Here is a 16,595-nt window from a genome sequence, read left to right as displayed (position 1 = left end):
CAAAGGACAGTCGTCATGAAGGGTTCCACTACCAGCATTCTTGCAGGCGTGCTCGCCGTAATCGCCGGGCTTATTGCACTGATCTTTCCGCTTCCTGCTTCATTGGCGGTGGCGGTGTTTGTTGGCCTGGCCTTTCTGATTTCGGGTGCGCTAGGGCTCTTTGCCGCCTTTTCGGACAAAGCGCTGCCATCGCGCGGCTGGCTGATGCTTCTGGCACTGATGCAGCTGGTGCTGGGCGTCTGGCTGCTGGCCAATCCGCTGGCGGGCCTGATTTCGCTGACGATTATGGCGGGGGCACTGTTCTTCGCGACCGGCGTGTTGCGGCTGGTCTGGGCCTTCCGTCTTGGAACATCCGCAGGTCAGGGCTTCTGGGTCCTGATCCTGACGGGGCTGCTTTCGGTCGGACTTGGGCTCTATGTCCTTTTCTTCCTTCCCGCAGCCAGCGCGATCCTGCTTGGAACGCTTCTGGCCATCGAACTTCTCTCTGTCGGCGCCGCCTTGATCGCGATGGGCATTGCGCTGAGAAAACTCCAATAGGCGAAAACCCATGGATAAATTCACCACCATCACCGGGATTGCGGCGCCGATGCCGCTTGTGAATATCGACACTGATATGATCATCCCGAAGCAATTCCTGAAAACGATCAAGCGGTCCGGCCTCGGCGTGAACCTGTTTGATGAGATGCGCTACACGCTCGACGGCAAGGAAATCCCGGATTTCGTGCTGAACCAGCCAGCGTATCGCGAGAGCCAGATCATCGTCGCAGGCGATAATTTCGGCTGTGGCTCCTCGCGCGAACACGCGCCCTGGGCGCTGCTGGATTTCGGGATCCGCTCTGTGATCTCGACCTCTTTTGCGGATATTTTCTACAATAACTGCTTCAAGAACGGCATTCTGCCGATCATCCTGCCGCAAGACGCTGTCGACTACCTGATGGACGACGCGAAAAAGGGCGCCAATGCCCGCATCACCGTGGATCTTGAGAACCAGACGGTTTCGGCCTCGGATGGCAAGAGCTTTGCCTTCGAGGTGGACGCGTTCAAAAAGCACTGCCTCCTGAACGGGCTCGACGATATCGGGCTCACGATGGAGAAAGTCTCGGCGATCGACACATTCGAGAAGCAGAACGCGGCCGCCCGCCCCTGGGCCTGACCCCTTTAAGTCTGCCTGGGGCAAACCCGGGGTGGTTGATTTCAACGCGGCATCCCCGGGGTGCCGCGTTTTTTTTGATGCGTTGAATTCTCGTGATTTTTTCTTCCGGATTCACCGGGGATTGTCGCTTTTGCTCCATTCTTGCAACATCTTCGCCCTGTTTCGGCCACAGGGCCAGGGTCTCATAGGGATGATAGTTGCTTCACTCGGCGAAAGTAGGCAAAAGTTGGGCAAAATTGAGGCGATCCGCCATAATGTCGGCGGGATCATGGGAAACAGGAGGCGGCATCGTATCGCTTCCGTCCATGTTGAGGAAGTGAAGGCAGTGGTCTCACGGCTGACCGGCGCCCTTGTGCGCGCATTTCTGGTGATGCTTCTCATCGCCACACCCTCGGTGATCCTGCCGGGGACGGGGCCTGATACGCAGCAGATGGTGGCACTGATCGCTTTGTTCGGCGGTGTCCTGACCTTTGCCGAATATAATGCCGTCTATCCGAGCCTTGTCGAATTCCGCGACGCGCCGCCCTTCAACCGCATCCGTTACCTGGCGCTGTTTCTCACCGTTTTCATTCTTTCGGTGATCGAGGCGGCCAATATCGCCCCCACTTCCTTTACCCGCCTGTTCGAGGCGCTTGGCCTGTTGATCGGGCATTCGCTCGACTTTCCCTATTCGCCCGTCCGCCTTGCCACGATGATGATGTCGGAAAATGCAAGCGCGGCCGATATTTCGGCTGTCCGCAGTGCCGCCGGTACGGCCTATATCATTTCATTGATTTCGCTGGCTTTCTTTGTTGTGATCTTCAAGCTGAAAGGCTGGCCGTCGCGCCACAAGGATTTCAATGTCTGGGTGAACTTGCCGACATTCGAGCCGACTGCCGGCGGCGATGTGGTGGACCGGCTCGAGCGCGACGCGCGTCTTAACCTTTCCTTAGGCTTTCTGCTGCCATTCCTGATCCCGGCGGTGGTGACACTGGTCTCGGGCGGGTTTGATCCGGTAACGCTCACCTCGCCGCAGACCCTGATCTGGACGATGGCGGCATGGGCATTCCTTCCGGCTTCTCTTCTGATGCGTGGCGTCGCCATGGGGCGGATCGCGGCCATGATCCGGCAGCGCAGGGTCGCCAATCTGCCGCCCACTCATCCGGGTATCGTTGCCGCCCTCTGATCGCCTGGCTTTGCCTGATCCTGTTGCCCGTCACTGCCGCGCTGGCTGAGACGGGGGTGAAGCTTGCAGTGTGGAATATCGAGCTGGAGCGCCGGGGGCCCGGCCTTTTGCTGCGCGACATCGTCAGCGGCAAAGATGCGCAGGTCGAGGCGGCGCTTCGGGTGCTGGCAGATCTTGATGCCGATGTGATCCTGCTTGCAGGGTTCGATTATGACCACGGGCTGCTGGCGGCGCGGCATTTTGCCGACCGTCTGGCCCTGATCGGGCCGGATTATCCGCATCTCTTCGCGCTGCGGCCCAATCGGGGCATCGCGACCGGTCTCGATCTGGATCTTGACGGGCGGCGCGGCGGGCCGGGGGATGCCCAGGGCTGGGGCTATTTCGCCGGTCAGTCCGGTATGGTGATCCTGTCGAAGCTCCCGACAGACGGCGCCGCTGCGCGTGACTTCAGCCCTTTTCTCTGGGCCGATCTGCCCGGTGCGCTCTGGCCGCAATCCCTGCCTTCTGAGGCGCGCGAGGTGCTGCGGCTCTCGACCACCGGCCATTGGGAGGTGCCGCTGATCCTCCCTGATGGCAGGCGGCTGCGGCTGCTGACCTGGCATGGCGCGGCTCCGGTTTTCGGTGCGCCGGGCGAGGTGAATGCGCGGCGCAACCATGATGAGACCGCCTTCTGGACCGCGTTGATCGAGGGGCGGCTGCCATGGGCACCGCCTGCGCTCCCCTTTGTGGTGATGGGTGTCAGCAATCTCGACCCGATTGACGGGGATGGCCGGCATGATGCGATCCGCAGCCTGATCACGCATTCCGCACTGCAGGACCCGGCGCCGCGTGCGGCTTTTGCACCGGCAGATCCGGATCAGCTTGGCGATCCGGCGCTGGACACGGCGGTTTTTGCAAAAACCGGGGGCCTGCGCACGGCAGTGATTCTGCCCGATGCCGCGTCTGAGGTGGCTGAGGCGGGGATCCTGCGCCCGGCACCGGAGGATCCGCTTTCGGAAGCCTCCGGTGCCGCGTCGCGCAGCTTTCCGATCTGGATCAGGCTGACGCCATGAGCGCGACGTTCAGCCGATCCGGCCCATCTGGCGCCGGATGCGGCGCGCCTGATCCAGCTCCGCATTGATTGCCCCGCCTGCGAGAATTGCCCAGACCGAGAGGTAGAGCCACATCATCAGGATCACCGCGGCTCCGATCGAGCCATAGATCCTGTTGTAACTGTTGAAATTCTCGAGATAGAGCGAGAAGCCCATCGAGACCCCCGCCCAGGCCAGGGTCGCGAAAATGACCCCGCCCGAGAACCAGCGCGAACGCTCGTTCCGGGGGACATTGGGGCCGTAGCGGTAGAGGATCGAGAGGCAGATCAGCACCAGCAGCAGCATCGCCGCCCAGGGCAGAAAGCGGGTCAGCCGTGGCGCGAAATCATCCAGCGGCATCCAGGACAGGAAGATCGGCACCACCACCACCGTGGCCAGCGTTCCGATCAGCGCGCCGATCAGCGCGAGCGTCAGAACAAAATCACGCGCCATGCCGCCCAGCCAGGAGCGCGGCACTGCGCGATGCACCACATCAAGCCCCTGGACCAACGCCGAAACCCCGTTGCGCGCCGAATAAAGCGCGACCAGCAGCGAAAGCACCGTGGCCCAGCCCAGCGTTGTGCGCGGTGCATTGACCAGTCCCATGACCTGCTCATGGATCAACAGGCTGGCATCGGGGGGCAAAAACCGCTCGGCCACCTGGAGATAGCCCGCGATCACCACCGGATCGGCCATCATCCCCCAGATCGCCACCACTGCCGCAAGGCCGGGAAAGACCGCGAACATGGCGTAAAAGGCCACTCCGGCGGCGACGAGGCCGAAATGGCCATCGGTCATCCGCTCGCCCACCGCCGGGATAAAGCGCCAGATCCGGCGCAGCGCCTTCATTGCCTGATCCATGTGGAGAAATCTGCGCCTGGCGGCATTTCGCGCGCGCGCGGCGAGATCAGGGCGCGGGCGCGCTTTTCGTCCAGCGTGCCGGGCCCGGCAAGGGCGCCGAGGCGGTCGAGATATTCCGGCAGCAGGCCCGGCATCACGAGGCTGCGGTCCAGCGGCAGATCGGAAGACAGCACCCGTGCCAGTTTCCACACCACCGAGGCGCAATTCGCGGTCACGGTATTATACCAGGCGGGCCGTTCGTTCAGGTCATTGCCCAGCCTGAGAAAGCCAAGAAAGACCGCGATCTGCTGATCCTGGGTCAGATCCAGCGGGTAGAGATGCACCTCTTCGGCGCGCGGCACGGCGCGCCATTGCACGATATCTGCCTCATCAGCGGCGATCAGCGACAGCTCGAACTGGCGGAAGAAACCGCCAAGCGCCGAGAAACTCTCGCCTTTCTCGCGGCGGATCTCGACCGAGAAGGTCAGGGGGGTGCCGTCCTGAAAGCGGAAGCTGACCAGCAGATGTGCGATTTTCGGATTACCCCAGGAGGAGGTGATCATATCGACCCCGTCGAGTTTCGCCAGGTCGACGGTCCGGCTGGTCCAGCCCTCAACTGCCGCATCGGCGGTCTTCCAGCGGAAGGTGCGGATGTTTTCCAGATGAACCAGGCTGCCTTCGGCCTCGCCCTTGACTATATACGCGACATCGGGTGCCCAGTCGCGATCCTGGCGCGGCTGCAGGCTGAAAAACCAGCCCAAGACCAGAACCAGCAGCAGGGCAAGCCCGGTCCAGCCCCAGCCGGGCCCCAGCCGCGCCCAGGCCACCAGGAGGACCGCCATTCCCAACCCGGCCAGTGCCAGCGGGCGTGCATGCGGGAACTGCACCCACAGCGCCGCCGCCGCCCAGGCCGCAAAAAGACTAAGGACAAGCCAGAACACCACTGCTTTCACCGTTTTACACTCGCCGTGACATAATTGACCGAAAGATCGCGCGAAGACAGGCTCCAGCGCCAGGAGACCGGGTTGAAAACCATCCCCTTGCGATCCACCGGGTCAAGCCCGGCCTGCCGGATCAGATCGTAAAGCTCATCCGGCGTGATGAATTTCGCCCAGTCATGCGTGCCTTTCGGCAGCCAGCGCATGATCCATTCGGCCCCTATGATCGCCATGGCGAAGCTTTTCGTGTTGCGGTTCATGGTCGAACAGATCATCAGCCCGCCGGGCTTCAGCAGCTGCTGGCAGGCGGTCAGATAGGCCAGCGGATCGGCGACATGCTCGACCACTTCCATATTCAGCACGACATCATAACGCTCACCGGCAGCGGCCAGTGCCTCGGCGGTGGTGTGGCGATAGTCGATCCGGAGACCCTGGGTCTCGGCATGGACGCGGGCCACCGGGATATTGCGCTCGGCCGCATCGGCACCGGTCACATCAGCCCCCAGCCGCGCCATCGGCTCGGATAAAAGCCCGCCACCACAGCCGATATCGAGGAGACGCAACCCGTCAAAAGCGCGCGGTGCTGTCAGATCACGGCCAAATTCGCCGGCAATCTGGCTGGTAATATAGTCAAGCCGGCAGGGGTTCATCAGATGCAGCGGGCGGAATTTACCCTTAGGATCCCACCATTCCTCTGCCATGGCCTGGAATTTGGCGACTTCGGCAGGATCGATAGTGCTTGCGGCTGACATCGCATGTCCTCGTTCGACTTTGTCTTTTCATCACGTTATATAGACCGCAATGGACCAGAGATCAGGACAAAAACGCGCATCGGATTTCCTTTACCCGCCGGTCGAGCCTTTCGACCAGCGTATGATGGATATGGGCGACGGCCATCAGGTCTATGTTGAACAATGCGGCAATCCGGATGGCGTTCCGGTGATTGTCTTTCACGGCGGTCCCGGGGGCGGCTGCAGCCCGCTGATGCGGCGCTATTTCGACCCTCGCCATTACCGGGTGGTGCTGTTCGATCAGCGCGGCTGCGGAAGATCGGTGCCCCGCGCCTCGGTGATCCGCAACACGACCTGGGATCTGGTCGCCGATGTCGAGCGTATCCGCGAGGCACTTGGCATCGGGCGCTATATCGGTTTTGGCGGCAGCTGGGGGGCGACGCTGGCGCTGATCACCGCCATCACCCATCCAGACCGCGTTTCGAACCTCGTGCTGCGCGGGGTCTTCCTCATGACGCGGCGCGAGCTCACCTGGTTTTACGGCGGCGGCGCGGGGGCGTTTTTCCCCGAACTGTGGCAGCGCTTCATCGACCCGATCCCGGAGGAGGAGCGCGGCGATCTGATTGCGGCCTATCACCGGCGGCTCTTTTCGGGCGACCGGATGACGGAAATCCGCTACGCCCGGATCTGGTCGGCCTGGGAAAACGCGCTGGCCTCGATCAGCAGCGACGGCTGGATGGGCGAAAGCCCCGCCGATTATGCCCATGCCTTTGCCCGGCTCGAGAACCATTATTTTATCAATGGCGGCTTTCTGGACCAGGATGGCTGGATCGTACAGAACCGTGCCCGGATCGCAGATATCGACACCGATATCGTCCAGGGGCGCTATGACATGGTCTGCCCGCCGCAATCGGCCTGGAACCTCGCGGAGGGCTGGGCCAAAGCGCGGGTGCATTTCGTGCCCCTGGCTGGTCACGCGCTGTCGGAGCCCGGCATTTCCGAAGCGCTGGTGCGGGTGATGGACCGTCTGCGCTGAAACACCGTGCTTAATTGGGACAAGACTGCTGATAGCTGACTGATAGCTGACATCGAAGTTTGCAGGGCGTGACACGCAAGGTTGCAGCAGTGATAGCTTAGTGTGCGGGGTCTCCTGGCGGGCGAGGTATGGGAGCGGCTTCTAGCTCTAGCCACCAGCCAAGGATCGCCTCTCGGACAATGTGTGCGAAGGTTCCAAGAAGCATCGGCGTTTCGTCGTGTAGCCAGTTTGCATCCCTCGTCTCCGTGCCTACGCCCCACGGGGTCTCCACTACCTCCCCCTGCTTGCCGACCGATGGAGGCAAACACATCGGTAGGGGCATGGCAGTGCCACTATGCAAGGCATTGCTACGGTGTGTGTAGATACTTTTCATAGCCGCTCGAACCGACAACTCTGAGAAGTCAAAGGCCCCGTGCTGAGGTCGTGGTTCGGGCGGTCGCGGTGAGAAGCGGGCTATGAAGTGAAGGAACTTTGCCAAGGCGCGTGTTTGGGGTCGGAGTGCGCCAAGAATCTCGGGCAAGAGGTCCATCCTCCCTGACTTCTCAAGTATTTTCACTATTTTTGGATAGGAAGTTGCGGGGTCAATGTCGGGCGCGCTCGCGCCTGTGTCATATCTAACTGCGGTGGTTTCCGCAGCGGACACGTACATGAGCCACGCCATTGCCGGATCAGCGTTGGCGATCCAAGTCGCGTTCTGGAACATCCGAGCCGCCTTCACAAGCGCCGTCGCATCAGCTTCGCACAGTTGCCCCAGCGTCGTTAGGCGCGAGAGTGGCTCCATGCTGGTTTGACGGAGAAGTCTTGGCATTTGCTCTGAGCGCCTGCCTGGGTTGTAGCTGGGCTCAAAATCTCGGTGGTAAAGTGTGGGCCGGCCAAACGGATCGTCATCGATGAGAAAATCACGTTCTGGCAAACCTGCGGCTACCCTTACATCAAGTATCAGACCTAAAAGCGCGGCTGCCTCGTCAAATATTTGCCCGCCATGATAGTGAGAGAATGATGATGTTTCCTTGGGTGACCAAGCCTCCATTGGTCGATGATCAAAGGTCCGAAGTATCGCAACGGGCTTCATCGCATAGTCGTCACCGTATCGCCTATGCGGGACGCCATTCAACACCGAGATAGGTCCGAGATCTCGGGCTTCTCCCAGCAAGAATGCATCGGAAAAAAGTCGGCACTCGAACACATTGTGGAGTGGTGCCCCCAGCTCGAAAAATTTGAAATTTTTCCAGAGCTGGGGCGCTGCAGTGTGGATGATTTTCTTGATCGGATCTTGATCCATATCGCTCTAGCCGTTCTGGGGTGGGAGGTTGTGAAGACACAATACCCTCCCTCGAATCAAACGATCTCTAGCAGATGCCCCCAGCCGAGTCTTACCTCGACCTGATCAGCAACTCCGGCGCGCGCTGCGTGTTGCCCTTTCCCGCGATGGAATAAGTGGTCTCCACCTCCTCGATCTGCGCCCAGGCGAACATGCGACGGACCTCGGAGACATCGTTGATGGAGAGCAAAAAGCCGCCTTTAAGGCCCCTTAAAGCCTCGGCCAACCGCTCGAAATCCTGCCGCGCGAACAGCTCTTTGCCGTAGTCGCCCTCGCAGCCCCAGTACGGCGGATCGAGGTAGAACATGGTGCTTGAGCTGTCATAGCGCCGGATGAACTCGCCGAAATCGAGGCATTCGATCACCACGCCTGACAGGCGGGAATGCAGATCCTCCAGCATCGGCTCCAGGGTCGAAAGGTTGAAGCGACCGGGTCGATCCAGCGCCACGCCGAAATTCCGCCCCGAAACCTTGCCGCCGAAGGCCGTGCGCTGGAGGTAGAGAAATCGCGCCGCCCGCTCCAGATCGGTCAGGGTGTCGGGCCGCGTTTCTACCAGCCGGTTGAACTCGGCCCGCGTGGTGAGCTGGAATCGCAGCGTGTCGAGGAACTGGGGATAGTGGCGCTGGAGGATGCGGAACAGGTTCGCCACATCGCGCCCGTAATCATTGATCACCTCGGCGCGCGGGCGAGCTGACCGGCGCAGGAAGATACCGCCCATGCCGACAAACGGCTCGGCGTATGTGGTGCAGGGCGTCGCATCGAGGATCTTGCAGATCCGCTTCGCGAGGTTTCGTTTGCCGCCCAGCCATGGCGCAACAGGCGCGACCGGGGTCACGGGAATCATCGACTCTTTCATATTGGTGTGGTCCAAGGTGCCGCCCTCGCGAGGGTGGAGCGGCCATAAGTTTTGACTGGTCGGCGGGGGTGCTTAGCGGTGTTCCCCGTGTCAGAGGGGGTTTGCGGCCCCCTCTGGCCTCCCTTGAGGCCAAATCACTTCAGTTTAGGTCTGCTGCTTTTCCGCCGCGCTATCAGCCCATGCTGCGGCTCCGCCGAGGATCGCCCGTCCCTTACGCGGCCAGAAGTGGCTGGATCTCGTCGTACCGCTCGGTGATGAAGGACAGCACCTGTGCGTCGGTCCAGTTCTGGGGAATCTGCGTGACGCTGCTTCGGTGATACTTGCCACGTACGCTCGAGCCGAAGCCGCCACTGATAGTCATGTATCCAGGGAAAATGGTTCCCGACACCGGACCTTCCTGAGGATTCGTGTGAGGATACGAGCGGTTCGCAAGGGTCGCTCTCAGAACTTTATTTACATAGAGGCGGGCAGTGAAAGTATTCGAGGTCGGAGTGTCTCGTTTGATAACGATCACCAGTTGCAGTGGGATGTTGCGGAGACCGGCCAAAGAAACCTCTTGGGTGGCAGCCCCAGTCTCGGTGGCTCCGTGAACGCGGAACCTGATTGCGTTTGTCACCTGATTTACAGTCAGACCCCACTGCATCCAGATACCGTTCTGGTGTCCGAATCCGATAAGGTTGGCGTCTTGCTCGGTGCCTCCCATACCGGCATCCGTGATCGTAAGCCAATGCTCCATGATCACAGATGCTCCGTCTCCGTAGCTCCTCAGGTTCCACGGGCTGGCGGCAACAGCCGCTATATCGGGGACGTTGTTTCCGAGCCTTGGAGTGAAAGTGAAGCTTTTGTTGGCCTCGTCCCTAAGCAGGCCTTTGTTCGCGTGCACGTTGGAATAGGGGTTGGCGATGTTGGGCATGTTGCCCTGCTGCTGACCGACGATGAAACCCGGAACAAGCGCGTTCTGGGCGAACGCATCAGGGCCGTAATGTCCGATGAAGTCGAAGACAGAGCGGGTTCCGCCCAGAACGACAGCATTGGGATCAGTCTGAATCCCGAGGCCAGAGAGCCGGGTCTCAAGATCTGGGACAAACTGCGGATCAATGATAATCAGTGCCATGGTCAGTATCCTCTTGCCATGAGTGCCCGAGCCACGAACGGCCCTTCGAACTGAGCCTGAAAGGCTGCAGTCATGTGTGTGCTGTCACTGAAGAAGCGATCAGGAATGCAGTCGGCGGCTCGGGCCGCGAGGTCGTCTGCATCAGGGGTCAATCCCATCTCTTCGACCGCTGTCAAAACTGCCGCCTTGCGCATGTCGAGGTATATCTGACCGCCGACTGCTTCCTGGACCAGGCGGTTGGTTTCCATGATCGCTTCATATGCTGCAGTTCCAGACGGTTCTGTGGCGCGGAACTGGTTGTAAATGGAGATGACCACTGCATGCATCTGACGGACGTCAGCATGGTCGATGTGCCGTAAGATCGAGTCACGGATGGCCATGCGCGCAGCATGAGTTCCCTTAACACCATTCCGGCCAAGCCTCAGGACACGAACCCGACCCCGAGGCGGGAGTGTTGCTGGAATGCTTGAAGTCCCCAAGGTCGGATGCAGGATGAAGGTCGTGCCATCAGGAACAGGAATTGCGGCGCCGGCAATCTCCCTGTTGATCGTCCAATTTCCTGCGCTGTCGGAAGTCAGGACGCAGGTATTGCCGATACCAGTGGAAGCAAAATAACCGCGAGCTGTACCGCCGAAAGAGCCGCCACTGGACAGGATGTTCGTCGACTTGGAGCCGACTGCCACAGGTGAGCCGTCGGCGGGCACGGAACCGCCAGCGACAGCACCAATAGTCAGAGGCGCAATGCCGCAGACCACTTCCATGCCGGGGGACGTGAAGCCACCTTTTTGCTGCACGACGGTCGCTCGCCCGCCGAGCAATGACGCCACCACATTGACCCAGTTCCCGGTGGTCATGCTGTCGCCGACAAACGAAAGATCAAGTGATGGAAAGAGCTTAGATGCAACCGGGTCATAGGGGTTACTGTTGGGTAGCCGGGCCGCAATCATATCTGCAAACCGCTGCGAAGGACGCACGGCATCGAACTCGCCAGCGGGGTTCAAACCCCACAGCATGACCTGCGGATCGCCCGCGAAGAGACCGGGAGAACGAGACGGGTTAAGATGCAAGACGTCCGGGGGCAGAAGACCTAGATCTTGGGCACGTTCGACCACTTGGCGGATCGAATAGTCATGCATCTGGAGCAGGATTTTACCTGCCTCGTCCCTTGAGATCAGCGACACATTAGGTCCGCCCCAAAGTGTCTTGGAGGTAACCGCCTTCACGATCCCATCGGAAAATCCGACCTTGATATCGGCAGGACTTCCACCCGTATCCAGCCATACACTGCCGGTCCAGCGATGGAGATGACCATTATCTGCGGTGACAGCAGTCTGGCCGATGCTGGGACTGAGGGCGACAAGCCCTGCGGCAGTCGCCACCCCGTAGCTTGCACCCACCGCCTTCGCCAGCGCGTCCAGAGATGCCTTTTCCGCCAGAGCCGAAGGCATCGGAACCTCATATTGCAGGGCAGCGACTGGCCCAGCGTCTTTTCGGTAAACGCGATACTCGATGCCATTGGCGCGGACAGGAACCGAAAAAAGCCCGCCAATCGCCACGGATGAGCTGGCGAGCGCAGCAGCCGTGGTGTTGAAGCTGGGCGTGGCAGCCAGCGCCGTGGATTGCAGCGCCTGGATGTCCTGACCCTGCTGACCGACATTACCGGTCAGGGACGTGAGATCTGTCCGCAAGCCAGCCGAAACGGCACCTGCAGCATCGATCTGGACCTGCAGGTCGGGAATGACACCCGCCTCTGGAAGTCGTCCGGCAAACGGTTCCGTGCCGGCCACCTGTGCCACGAGATCCCCGAAGGACTGGCGACCGGTTCCCTCAGGCCCATTGACCAGCACCTCGGCAGCGAGGCTGACGGGGTTGATATTTTCAGAGCTGATGCCGCCTGCCATGCCTGTCTCCATTGGGATCAGTCATGGCTTTACGCGCGCGCGCGATGGTCAGGCCGGGGGATGTAGTTTCACCCCGGCCCGGCGAGTGTCAGATCACGATGATCGGGAAAGGACCGCTGACCGGGCCGGGAACGCTCGCTGATGTCTGCGGCTCCAGCCAGATGAAATGCTCGCCCTGCGACAGGCATGCGGCGGTTTCGAGATAGGCAACCACTCCGGTGATCGAGCCGTCGAAATCCGACGACGCCAGAAACTCGATCCGGTTATTGCCGCTGACCGCCTGAATGCGGTCGAGATGCTCGCCATCTGCCGCTGCCGCCTGGCCGGTGCGCTGACTGCCCCCGACAAGGCGCGGCGTGACGCTGCCGGCAGTGCGCCCTGTTATGGTGTAAGCAAGCCGGTAAAACTTGCCTGTTTCCGCCGCGAAGGCCTGCCCGATGGTATCGCTGGTGCCGGGTGTATGAGTGGCGAGACCACCGCTGATCGCCCAGCCTGCGTCCATTGTCCATGCGGCGGGATTGGCCATGGTGCCGCCGGAAATCATGTTGGAGCGGGTCGTGTCGCCCAGCGTGAAGGAATAGGGCTGGAGCGGCGCGACCGGGTGTGGCGCGCCAAAGGCATCGGTTTCGCGATAGAGCAGATCCCAGTTGGCGCGATAGATCTGGATGCGAGCCGTGTTGGTGTCATCGCCGGTCGAGAGCTGGATGAGGGCGCCACCGGGCAAAGCCGTGATCGAGATGGCCGAGGTGTCGATCACCTCGGGCAGATCCACGTCACCGCCGACCACAAGCGTTGCCCTCGGGGTATAGGCGCTCGGAACATTGGCAGCCGAGATCGCGCGAACATGGAGCTGGACGGTGGCGCCGATCTCATAGTCATCAATCGTGGCACCACCATTGACCGCCGGAATGGAGAGCTTGATCCAGGGCGAAAGCAACCCCGAGCGATGCTCCAGCTCATAGCTGACCGCAGGAACGGACCCGGTGCCCGGTGCCAGAAGCACAGAAATCCGGCCCGGAAACTCCGCATCGATCCCGGCTGAGGTGATTTCCAGAAAGCGGGGCACAGCCGGCGCGGCCAGATCGGGCGCGATCTCGCTACCGACCCGGCCAGACCAGGCGGGAATTTCAGCGGCATCAACCAGCGTATCAATCTCCGGCGCAGCATCCACGGCGCGCAGGATGCTGGTCATGCCCTCGCCGGCCTCGATGCCGGTGACAAGAAGGCGGTAGCTTTCCTCTCCTGCAGGCCCAAAATGAAGGATGTCGCCGATCTGGGGCAGATCATCCCCCGGCCCGGTGACGGTGATCAGGCGCGAATCACCCTCCACGGTCTGCAATGCCCTGACAACGGAGCGGCCAATCATGTCCTGAGGCAGATGCGGAGGCCGCTCGTCATAAACGCGGAAGCGGATGGCATAGTCAGTCCCGGATTCCATGGTTACGAGGCTGTCCAGCTCGATCAGATTGCCAGAGACATAACGCACGCGCGCGGCGTCCAGCACACGGTCGAGGATAGGGGTGCTGAGCGCGATGTGATCGCCCCGCGTGGCCACGCGGAACGGCGCATCCTGCATCACCTCATAGGTGTCGGGGCGCAGCATGATCTCATACCAGCGGCGCAGGCCTTCCCGGTAGACCTCAGCCGGATCGGTTTTGCCCGACATCGGCAACTCCTCGGTCAGCTCCGGCTCACCGACGAAGCCGGGGCGCGGCACAAAGCGCTCTGCCGGCTTGTAATCGTTGGTGGCGTCGAGGAACGGAACCCGGAAGGCATCCGGCAGGCGGGTGTAGTTCCGGGTCGATCTGTGCGCCGAGCTGTTGCGCGCGTTCAGGTGATCGATCACCGGCAGATCCGGGCGGTCGATCACCACGGACCAGCGCAGGCCATCATGACGCGGGCTGGCCCGGCCTGCCGCCGCGATCTCGGCCAGAACATTGCGCAAGAGCGTGTTCTGATCGACCAGCTCGCGGTCATATTTCAGGTTCTTCAGGCGGCAGAAATCATGCCAGTCCTGCAGCGCTTCCAGGTCAATGCCGGCATCGGCCTCAGGGCGAGGATTGGCCGGGCTTTGCAGCGCCAGGCGATAGAGGCTCGCCGGGTTCGAGGTGACGCGGGTCACCCATGTGCCAGAGACATGATCCCAGTCGAGGCAGCGCCGGCGGGCGATGAAATTCAGGTTATCGAGCGAGCCGGAGAGCTGGTGGGTGGCTTTCACCCGCACCGCGACCAGCGCGAGCGGCTTGTTGAAATTCAGCGGATATTCCGGGCGCACGGTCTGGAGACCGACCCAGCTCACGCGGCGCTGGCGCTTTGCATCGGTGGATTCCACCGTCAGCATGGTGACGCGGACCTGCCAGCGCCCGCGCATCGGGAATGTCCAGCTATGCTCGCGGTAGAAGGTTTCGAGCTTGCGCGCAGTCATGTCGAGCTGGGCGACCTGGCTCCAGGCCTCGCCTGTGATGAGCCGCTGCTCGATGCGGATGCTAACGGACTCGGATTCGCTGTTCCCCTCGTCATTGTAGCGGATCAGACCTGAGGGAAAGGCGAGGATCACCGTGGCGCCGGAGGCATCAGCGCCGGTGGTGCGGGTCACTGGGGTTTCGGGGCCAGGCAGATCCCCCATGACATTGACGGTGACGGTTTCCCATTCGTCGCGGCTGACCCTTCGCCCCTCAGTCCGGGTGCCGATGATGCCTCGGATGACATTGCCATTCTCATCACGCTGCAGGAGCCGGGTCAGCTCCACGCCAACGCTTTCCTCCAGGATCTGCCGGGGGAACATCTCAACGGGCAATTCGCCTGGAAGGCCGTAGCGGATCTCCAGTTCCAGATTGCTGTACTCGGAGATCGAGGTCTCGCCGATTCGGATGTCATCGATCTCCAGCGGGCCATAGCCGGCGCAGAACAGCGCCCGGACATACTGCCAGTCGCCGACGATCTCGGTATAGGGCAGCGCGGCGAAGGGCGGTGCCACGCGCAATCTACCCATGATCTCGGGCACCGCGCCGTTAGGATCGATGGGGTTCTTCCAGCCGGAAATGCTGAAGCGATTCTCGGCCTTGCGGTTCTCGGGCTTGATCGGTGGCACCAGCGCCGAGACCAGCAAGGTGCCGACAATGGAAACCCCCACTCCTATTATTGCGGTGCCGACCGCCACTTGGGTGGCCGCTGCCGCCCCCGGCAGGAGCATGGCGCCGAACTGCGCGCCCCAGATCTGGCCGGCTGCAAAAGCGGCGATGGTGACCACGATGGAGAGGATCGCCCGCAGCGCGTCCTTATCGGGCACAACCCGGATCACGATGCGGATTCCGGGCCGTGGCCGCACCCGGTCCCAGTTCTCCTCTGGGATAATCCACTGCCCCCGGTCGCTGACCAGCGCCACACGGCACTGGGCCAGCTCGGCGGCTTTGGCGCCCGGCAGCGCGGCCAGAACGATTTCGCGCAGGGTCATGCCCTCGGGCAGGTCCAGAGACAGACGGGCGGCGTCAGGGTCGATCTGGCGCGCGGCAATAACGTGGATCGGCGCGGGTTTTGAGGCGGCTTCACGGGTCATTAAACGGCCCTTTCAACATGTCTGTAATGGCCGAGAAGGCGGTGGCTCCATGCCCCGTTGCGGTAGCTCTCGACCTTTGCGGCATCCTCGCCCTGCATGTGCAGCATCAGGCCGGGACGGATGACGAGGCCGACATGGGTGGAAAGCCGGCCCCGCCGGAACACGGCGACATCGAGGGCGAGTGGCGGAGCATCAAGGCGCTGCCAGCTAGGCGAGATCCGCGCGCCGTCGATCAGCGCGGCAATCTCGGCATGCTCCTCAACCGAATCATAGGCGAGATAGTCAGGCAGACTGATGCCCAGCTCATCGGCATAGGTGAGTCGCACGAGGCCGTAGCAATCGCAGCCCGCACGGGACCGGCCCAGCTCCAGATATGGGATGCCGACATATCGATCCGACCAGATCACAGGTGCAGCCCCGGAAACCTGTTCCGCGTCATGCGCCCGGCGGGGAAATACTCCATCTCGATCTCTTCGCGAGACAGGCTGACAAGGATCGAGCCGGGATCTTTCTCGGAGGAGACGAGCTGAAGGCCAGACCATTCCTGCTCGATCAGATCCGGCGTGTCAGCCAGCACCACAGCCATGTGAACCGTGGCCGGCGTGGTGAAACTGTTGAGAAGCCGCACCATCTCGCGGTCAAGGTTCTCGATCACGAGCTGGGCGCTGGCCGGCGCGTCTTCCAGATCCGATGGCAGCACCGTCGAGGCGATGATCCACAGAAAGGGCTCAGTGATGCGGTTCGCGCCGCGCCAGTTAGACCGGGTGCCGTACATCAGGTCAGGATCTGAGGTGACGCGCTCGGTGTTATCGGTGGAGAGCCGGATCGGCGCTGAGAGGTCGGGATGCTCGATATGGAAAAGGACGGCATAGATTTCAGCCGTCGAATCCGCGTCCTGAGCCATTCGGAAGTTA

The 16,595-nt window shown here is 61.5% G+C and carries 15 protein-coding genes; 5 read left to right on the top strand and 10 right to left on the bottom strand.

Annotated features, from left to right (window positions below; all coding sequences use genetic code 11):
* Nucleotides 1-15: 15 nt before the first annotated feature.
* From M3484_RS05135 to M3484_RS05120, 4 genes are all read left to right on the top strand, one after another.
* The gene (locus tag M3484_RS05135) at nucleotides 16-537 is read left to right on the top strand and encodes an HdeD family acid-resistance protein (protein ID WP_092900790.1); all 522 of its coding nucleotides are present in this window, start codon (nucleotides 16-18) and stop codon (nucleotides 535-537) included.
* Nucleotides 538-547: 10 nt separating this feature from the next.
* Nucleotides 548-1,153 carry a 3-isopropylmalate dehydratase small subunit gene (gene leuD / locus M3484_RS05130; RefSeq protein ID WP_249496026.1) on the top strand — a complete coding sequence of 202 codons (606 nt, stop codon included), beginning with the start codon at nucleotides 548-550 and terminating at the stop codon, nucleotides 1,151-1,153.
* A 226-nt stretch (nucleotides 1,154-1,379) separates the two neighbouring features.
* Nucleotides 1,380-2,318, top strand: a complete 939-nt coding sequence (locus tag M3484_RS05125; protein WP_249496025.1) for a hypothetical protein — start codon at nucleotides 1,380-1,382, stop codon at nucleotides 2,316-2,318.
* Nucleotides 2,319-2,374: 56 nt separating this feature from the next.
* Nucleotides 2,375-3,370, top strand: coding sequence for an endonuclease/exonuclease/phosphatase family protein (locus M3484_RS05120; protein WP_249496024.1), 996 nt, complete (start codon nucleotides 2,375-2,377; stop codon nucleotides 3,368-3,370).
* 9 nt (nucleotides 3,371-3,379) lie between these two features.
* Here the strand turns inward: M3484_RS05120 and M3484_RS05115 are convergent, their stop codons facing one another.
* Genes M3484_RS05115 through ubiG form a run of 3 tightly spaced genes read right to left on the bottom strand, consistent with a single transcriptional unit; the run spans nucleotide 3,380 to nucleotide 5,918 of the window.
* On the bottom strand, nucleotides 3,380-4,249 hold the full coding sequence (locus M3484_RS05115) for a YihY/virulence factor BrkB family protein (RefSeq protein ID WP_249496023.1): 870 nt from the start codon (nucleotides 4,247-4,249) through the stop codon (nucleotides 3,380-3,382).
* The gene (locus M3484_RS05110) at nucleotides 4,234-5,169 is read right to left on the bottom strand and encodes an Lnb N-terminal periplasmic domain-containing protein (protein WP_249496022.1); all 936 of its coding nucleotides are present in this window, start codon (nucleotides 5,167-5,169) and stop codon (nucleotides 4,234-4,236) included. Before M3484_RS05110 ends, M3484_RS05115 begins: the two co-directional genes overlap by 16 nt.
* 8 nt (nucleotides 5,170-5,177) lie before the next feature.
* Nucleotides 5,178-5,918 carry a bifunctional 2-polyprenyl-6-hydroxyphenol methylase/3-demethylubiquinol 3-O-methyltransferase UbiG gene (ubiG, locus tag M3484_RS05105; protein ID WP_092900802.1) on the bottom strand — a complete coding sequence of 247 codons (741 nt, stop codon included), beginning with the start codon at nucleotides 5,916-5,918 and terminating at the stop codon, nucleotides 5,178-5,180.
* Nucleotides 5,919-5,967: 49 nt separating this feature from the next.
* Between ubiG and pip the strand changes: the two genes are divergently transcribed.
* On the top strand, nucleotides 5,968-6,933 hold the full coding sequence (pip, locus tag M3484_RS05100) for a prolyl aminopeptidase (RefSeq protein WP_249496021.1): 966 nt from the start codon (nucleotides 5,968-5,970) through the stop codon (nucleotides 6,931-6,933).
* Between the two features lie 97 nt (nucleotides 6,934-7,030).
* Here pip and M3484_RS05095 read toward each other — a convergent pair whose 3' ends face one another.
* The 7 genes from M3484_RS05095 to M3484_RS05065 form a co-directional block, all read right to left on the bottom strand.
* Nucleotides 7,031-8,215 carry a hypothetical protein gene (locus tag M3484_RS05095; protein ID WP_249496020.1) on the bottom strand — a complete coding sequence of 395 codons (1,185 nt, stop codon included), beginning with the start codon at nucleotides 8,213-8,215 and terminating at the stop codon, nucleotides 7,031-7,033.
* Nucleotides 8,216-8,306: 91 nt separating this feature from the next.
* Nucleotides 8,307-9,098 (bottom strand): DNA adenine methylase, encoded by a 792-nt coding sequence (locus M3484_RS05090; RefSeq protein WP_249496019.1) that lies wholly within the window; start codon nucleotides 9,096-9,098, stop codon nucleotides 8,307-8,309.
* A 223-nt stretch (nucleotides 9,099-9,321) separates the two neighbouring features.
* Entirely contained in the window at nucleotides 9,322-10,224 is a 903-nt protein-coding gene (locus M3484_RS05085; RefSeq protein WP_249496018.1) for a hypothetical protein, read from the bottom strand.
* A 2-nt stretch (nucleotides 10,225-10,226) separates the two neighbouring features.
* Nucleotides 10,227-12,125 carry a hypothetical protein gene (locus M3484_RS05080; protein ID WP_249496017.1) on the bottom strand — a complete coding sequence of 633 codons (1,899 nt, stop codon included), beginning with the start codon at nucleotides 12,123-12,125 and terminating at the stop codon, nucleotides 10,227-10,229.
* Between the two features lie 88 nt (nucleotides 12,126-12,213).
* Entirely contained in the window at nucleotides 12,214-15,681 is a 3,468-nt protein-coding gene (locus M3484_RS05075; RefSeq protein WP_249496016.1) for a TipJ family phage tail tip protein, read from the bottom strand.
* Nucleotides 15,681-16,088, bottom strand: coding sequence for a C40 family peptidase (locus tag M3484_RS05070; RefSeq protein WP_249496015.1), 408 nt, complete (start codon nucleotides 16,086-16,088; stop codon nucleotides 15,681-15,683). The genes M3484_RS05075 and M3484_RS05070 overlap by 1 nt, the downstream gene beginning before the upstream one ends.
* Nucleotides 16,085-16,585: a hypothetical protein gene (locus tag M3484_RS05065; protein ID WP_249496014.1), complete on the bottom strand. Its 501-nt coding sequence runs from the start codon at nucleotides 16,583-16,585 to the stop codon at nucleotides 16,085-16,087. Before M3484_RS05065 ends, M3484_RS05070 begins: the two co-directional genes overlap by 4 nt.
* Between the last annotated feature and the right edge of the window lie 10 nt (nucleotides 16,586-16,595).

The sequence above is a fragment of the Pseudomonas sp. GX19020 genome (genome assembly GCF_023371075.1).
GTDB lineage: Bacteria > Pseudomonadota > Alphaproteobacteria > Rhodobacterales > Rhodobacteraceae > Pseudogemmobacter.
The sequence above is the reverse complement of the archived record's forward strand: the minus strand, read 5'-3'. Positions and strand labels throughout refer to the sequence as shown.

Bases quoted from the DNA above. Each gene is read 5' to 3' on its own strand.
- ubiG (WP_092900802.1), bottom strand. From the start codon at position 5,918: ATGTCAGCCGCAAGCACTATCGATCCTGCCGAAGTCGCCAAATTCCAG.
- pip (WP_249496021.1), top strand. From the start codon at position 5,968: ATGGACCAGAGATCAGGACAAAAACGCGCATCGGATTTCCTTTACCCG.
- M3484_RS05135 (WP_092900790.1), top strand. From the start codon at position 16: ATGAAGGGTTCCACTACCAGCATTCTTGCAGGCGTGCTCGCCGTAATC.
- M3484_RS05075 (WP_249496016.1), bottom strand. From the start codon at position 15,681: ATGACCCGTGAAGCCGCCTCAAAACCCGCGCCGATCCACGTTATTGCC.
- M3484_RS05095 (WP_249496020.1), bottom strand. From the start codon at position 8,215: ATGGATCAAGATCCGATCAAGAAAATCATCCACACTGCAGCGCCCCAG.
- M3484_RS05115 (WP_249496023.1), bottom strand. From the start codon at position 4,249: ATGGATCAGGCAATGAAGGCGCTGCGCCGGATCTGGCGCTTTATCCCG.
- M3484_RS05065 (WP_249496014.1), bottom strand. From the start codon at position 16,585: ATGGCTCAGGACGCGGATTCGACGGCTGAAATCTATGCCGTCCTTTTC.
- M3484_RS05090 (WP_249496019.1), bottom strand. From the start codon at position 9,098: ATGATTCCCGTGACCCCGGTCGCGCCTGTTGCGCCATGGCTGGGCGGC.
- leuD (WP_249496026.1), top strand. From the start codon at position 548: ATGGATAAATTCACCACCATCACCGGGATTGCGGCGCCGATGCCGCTT.
- M3484_RS05085 (WP_249496018.1), bottom strand. From the start codon at position 10,224: ATGGCACTGATTATCATTGATCCGCAGTTTGTCCCAGATCTTGAGACC.
- M3484_RS05080 (WP_249496017.1), bottom strand. From the start codon at position 12,125: ATGGCAGGCGGCATCAGCTCTGAAAATATCAACCCCGTCAGCCTCGCT.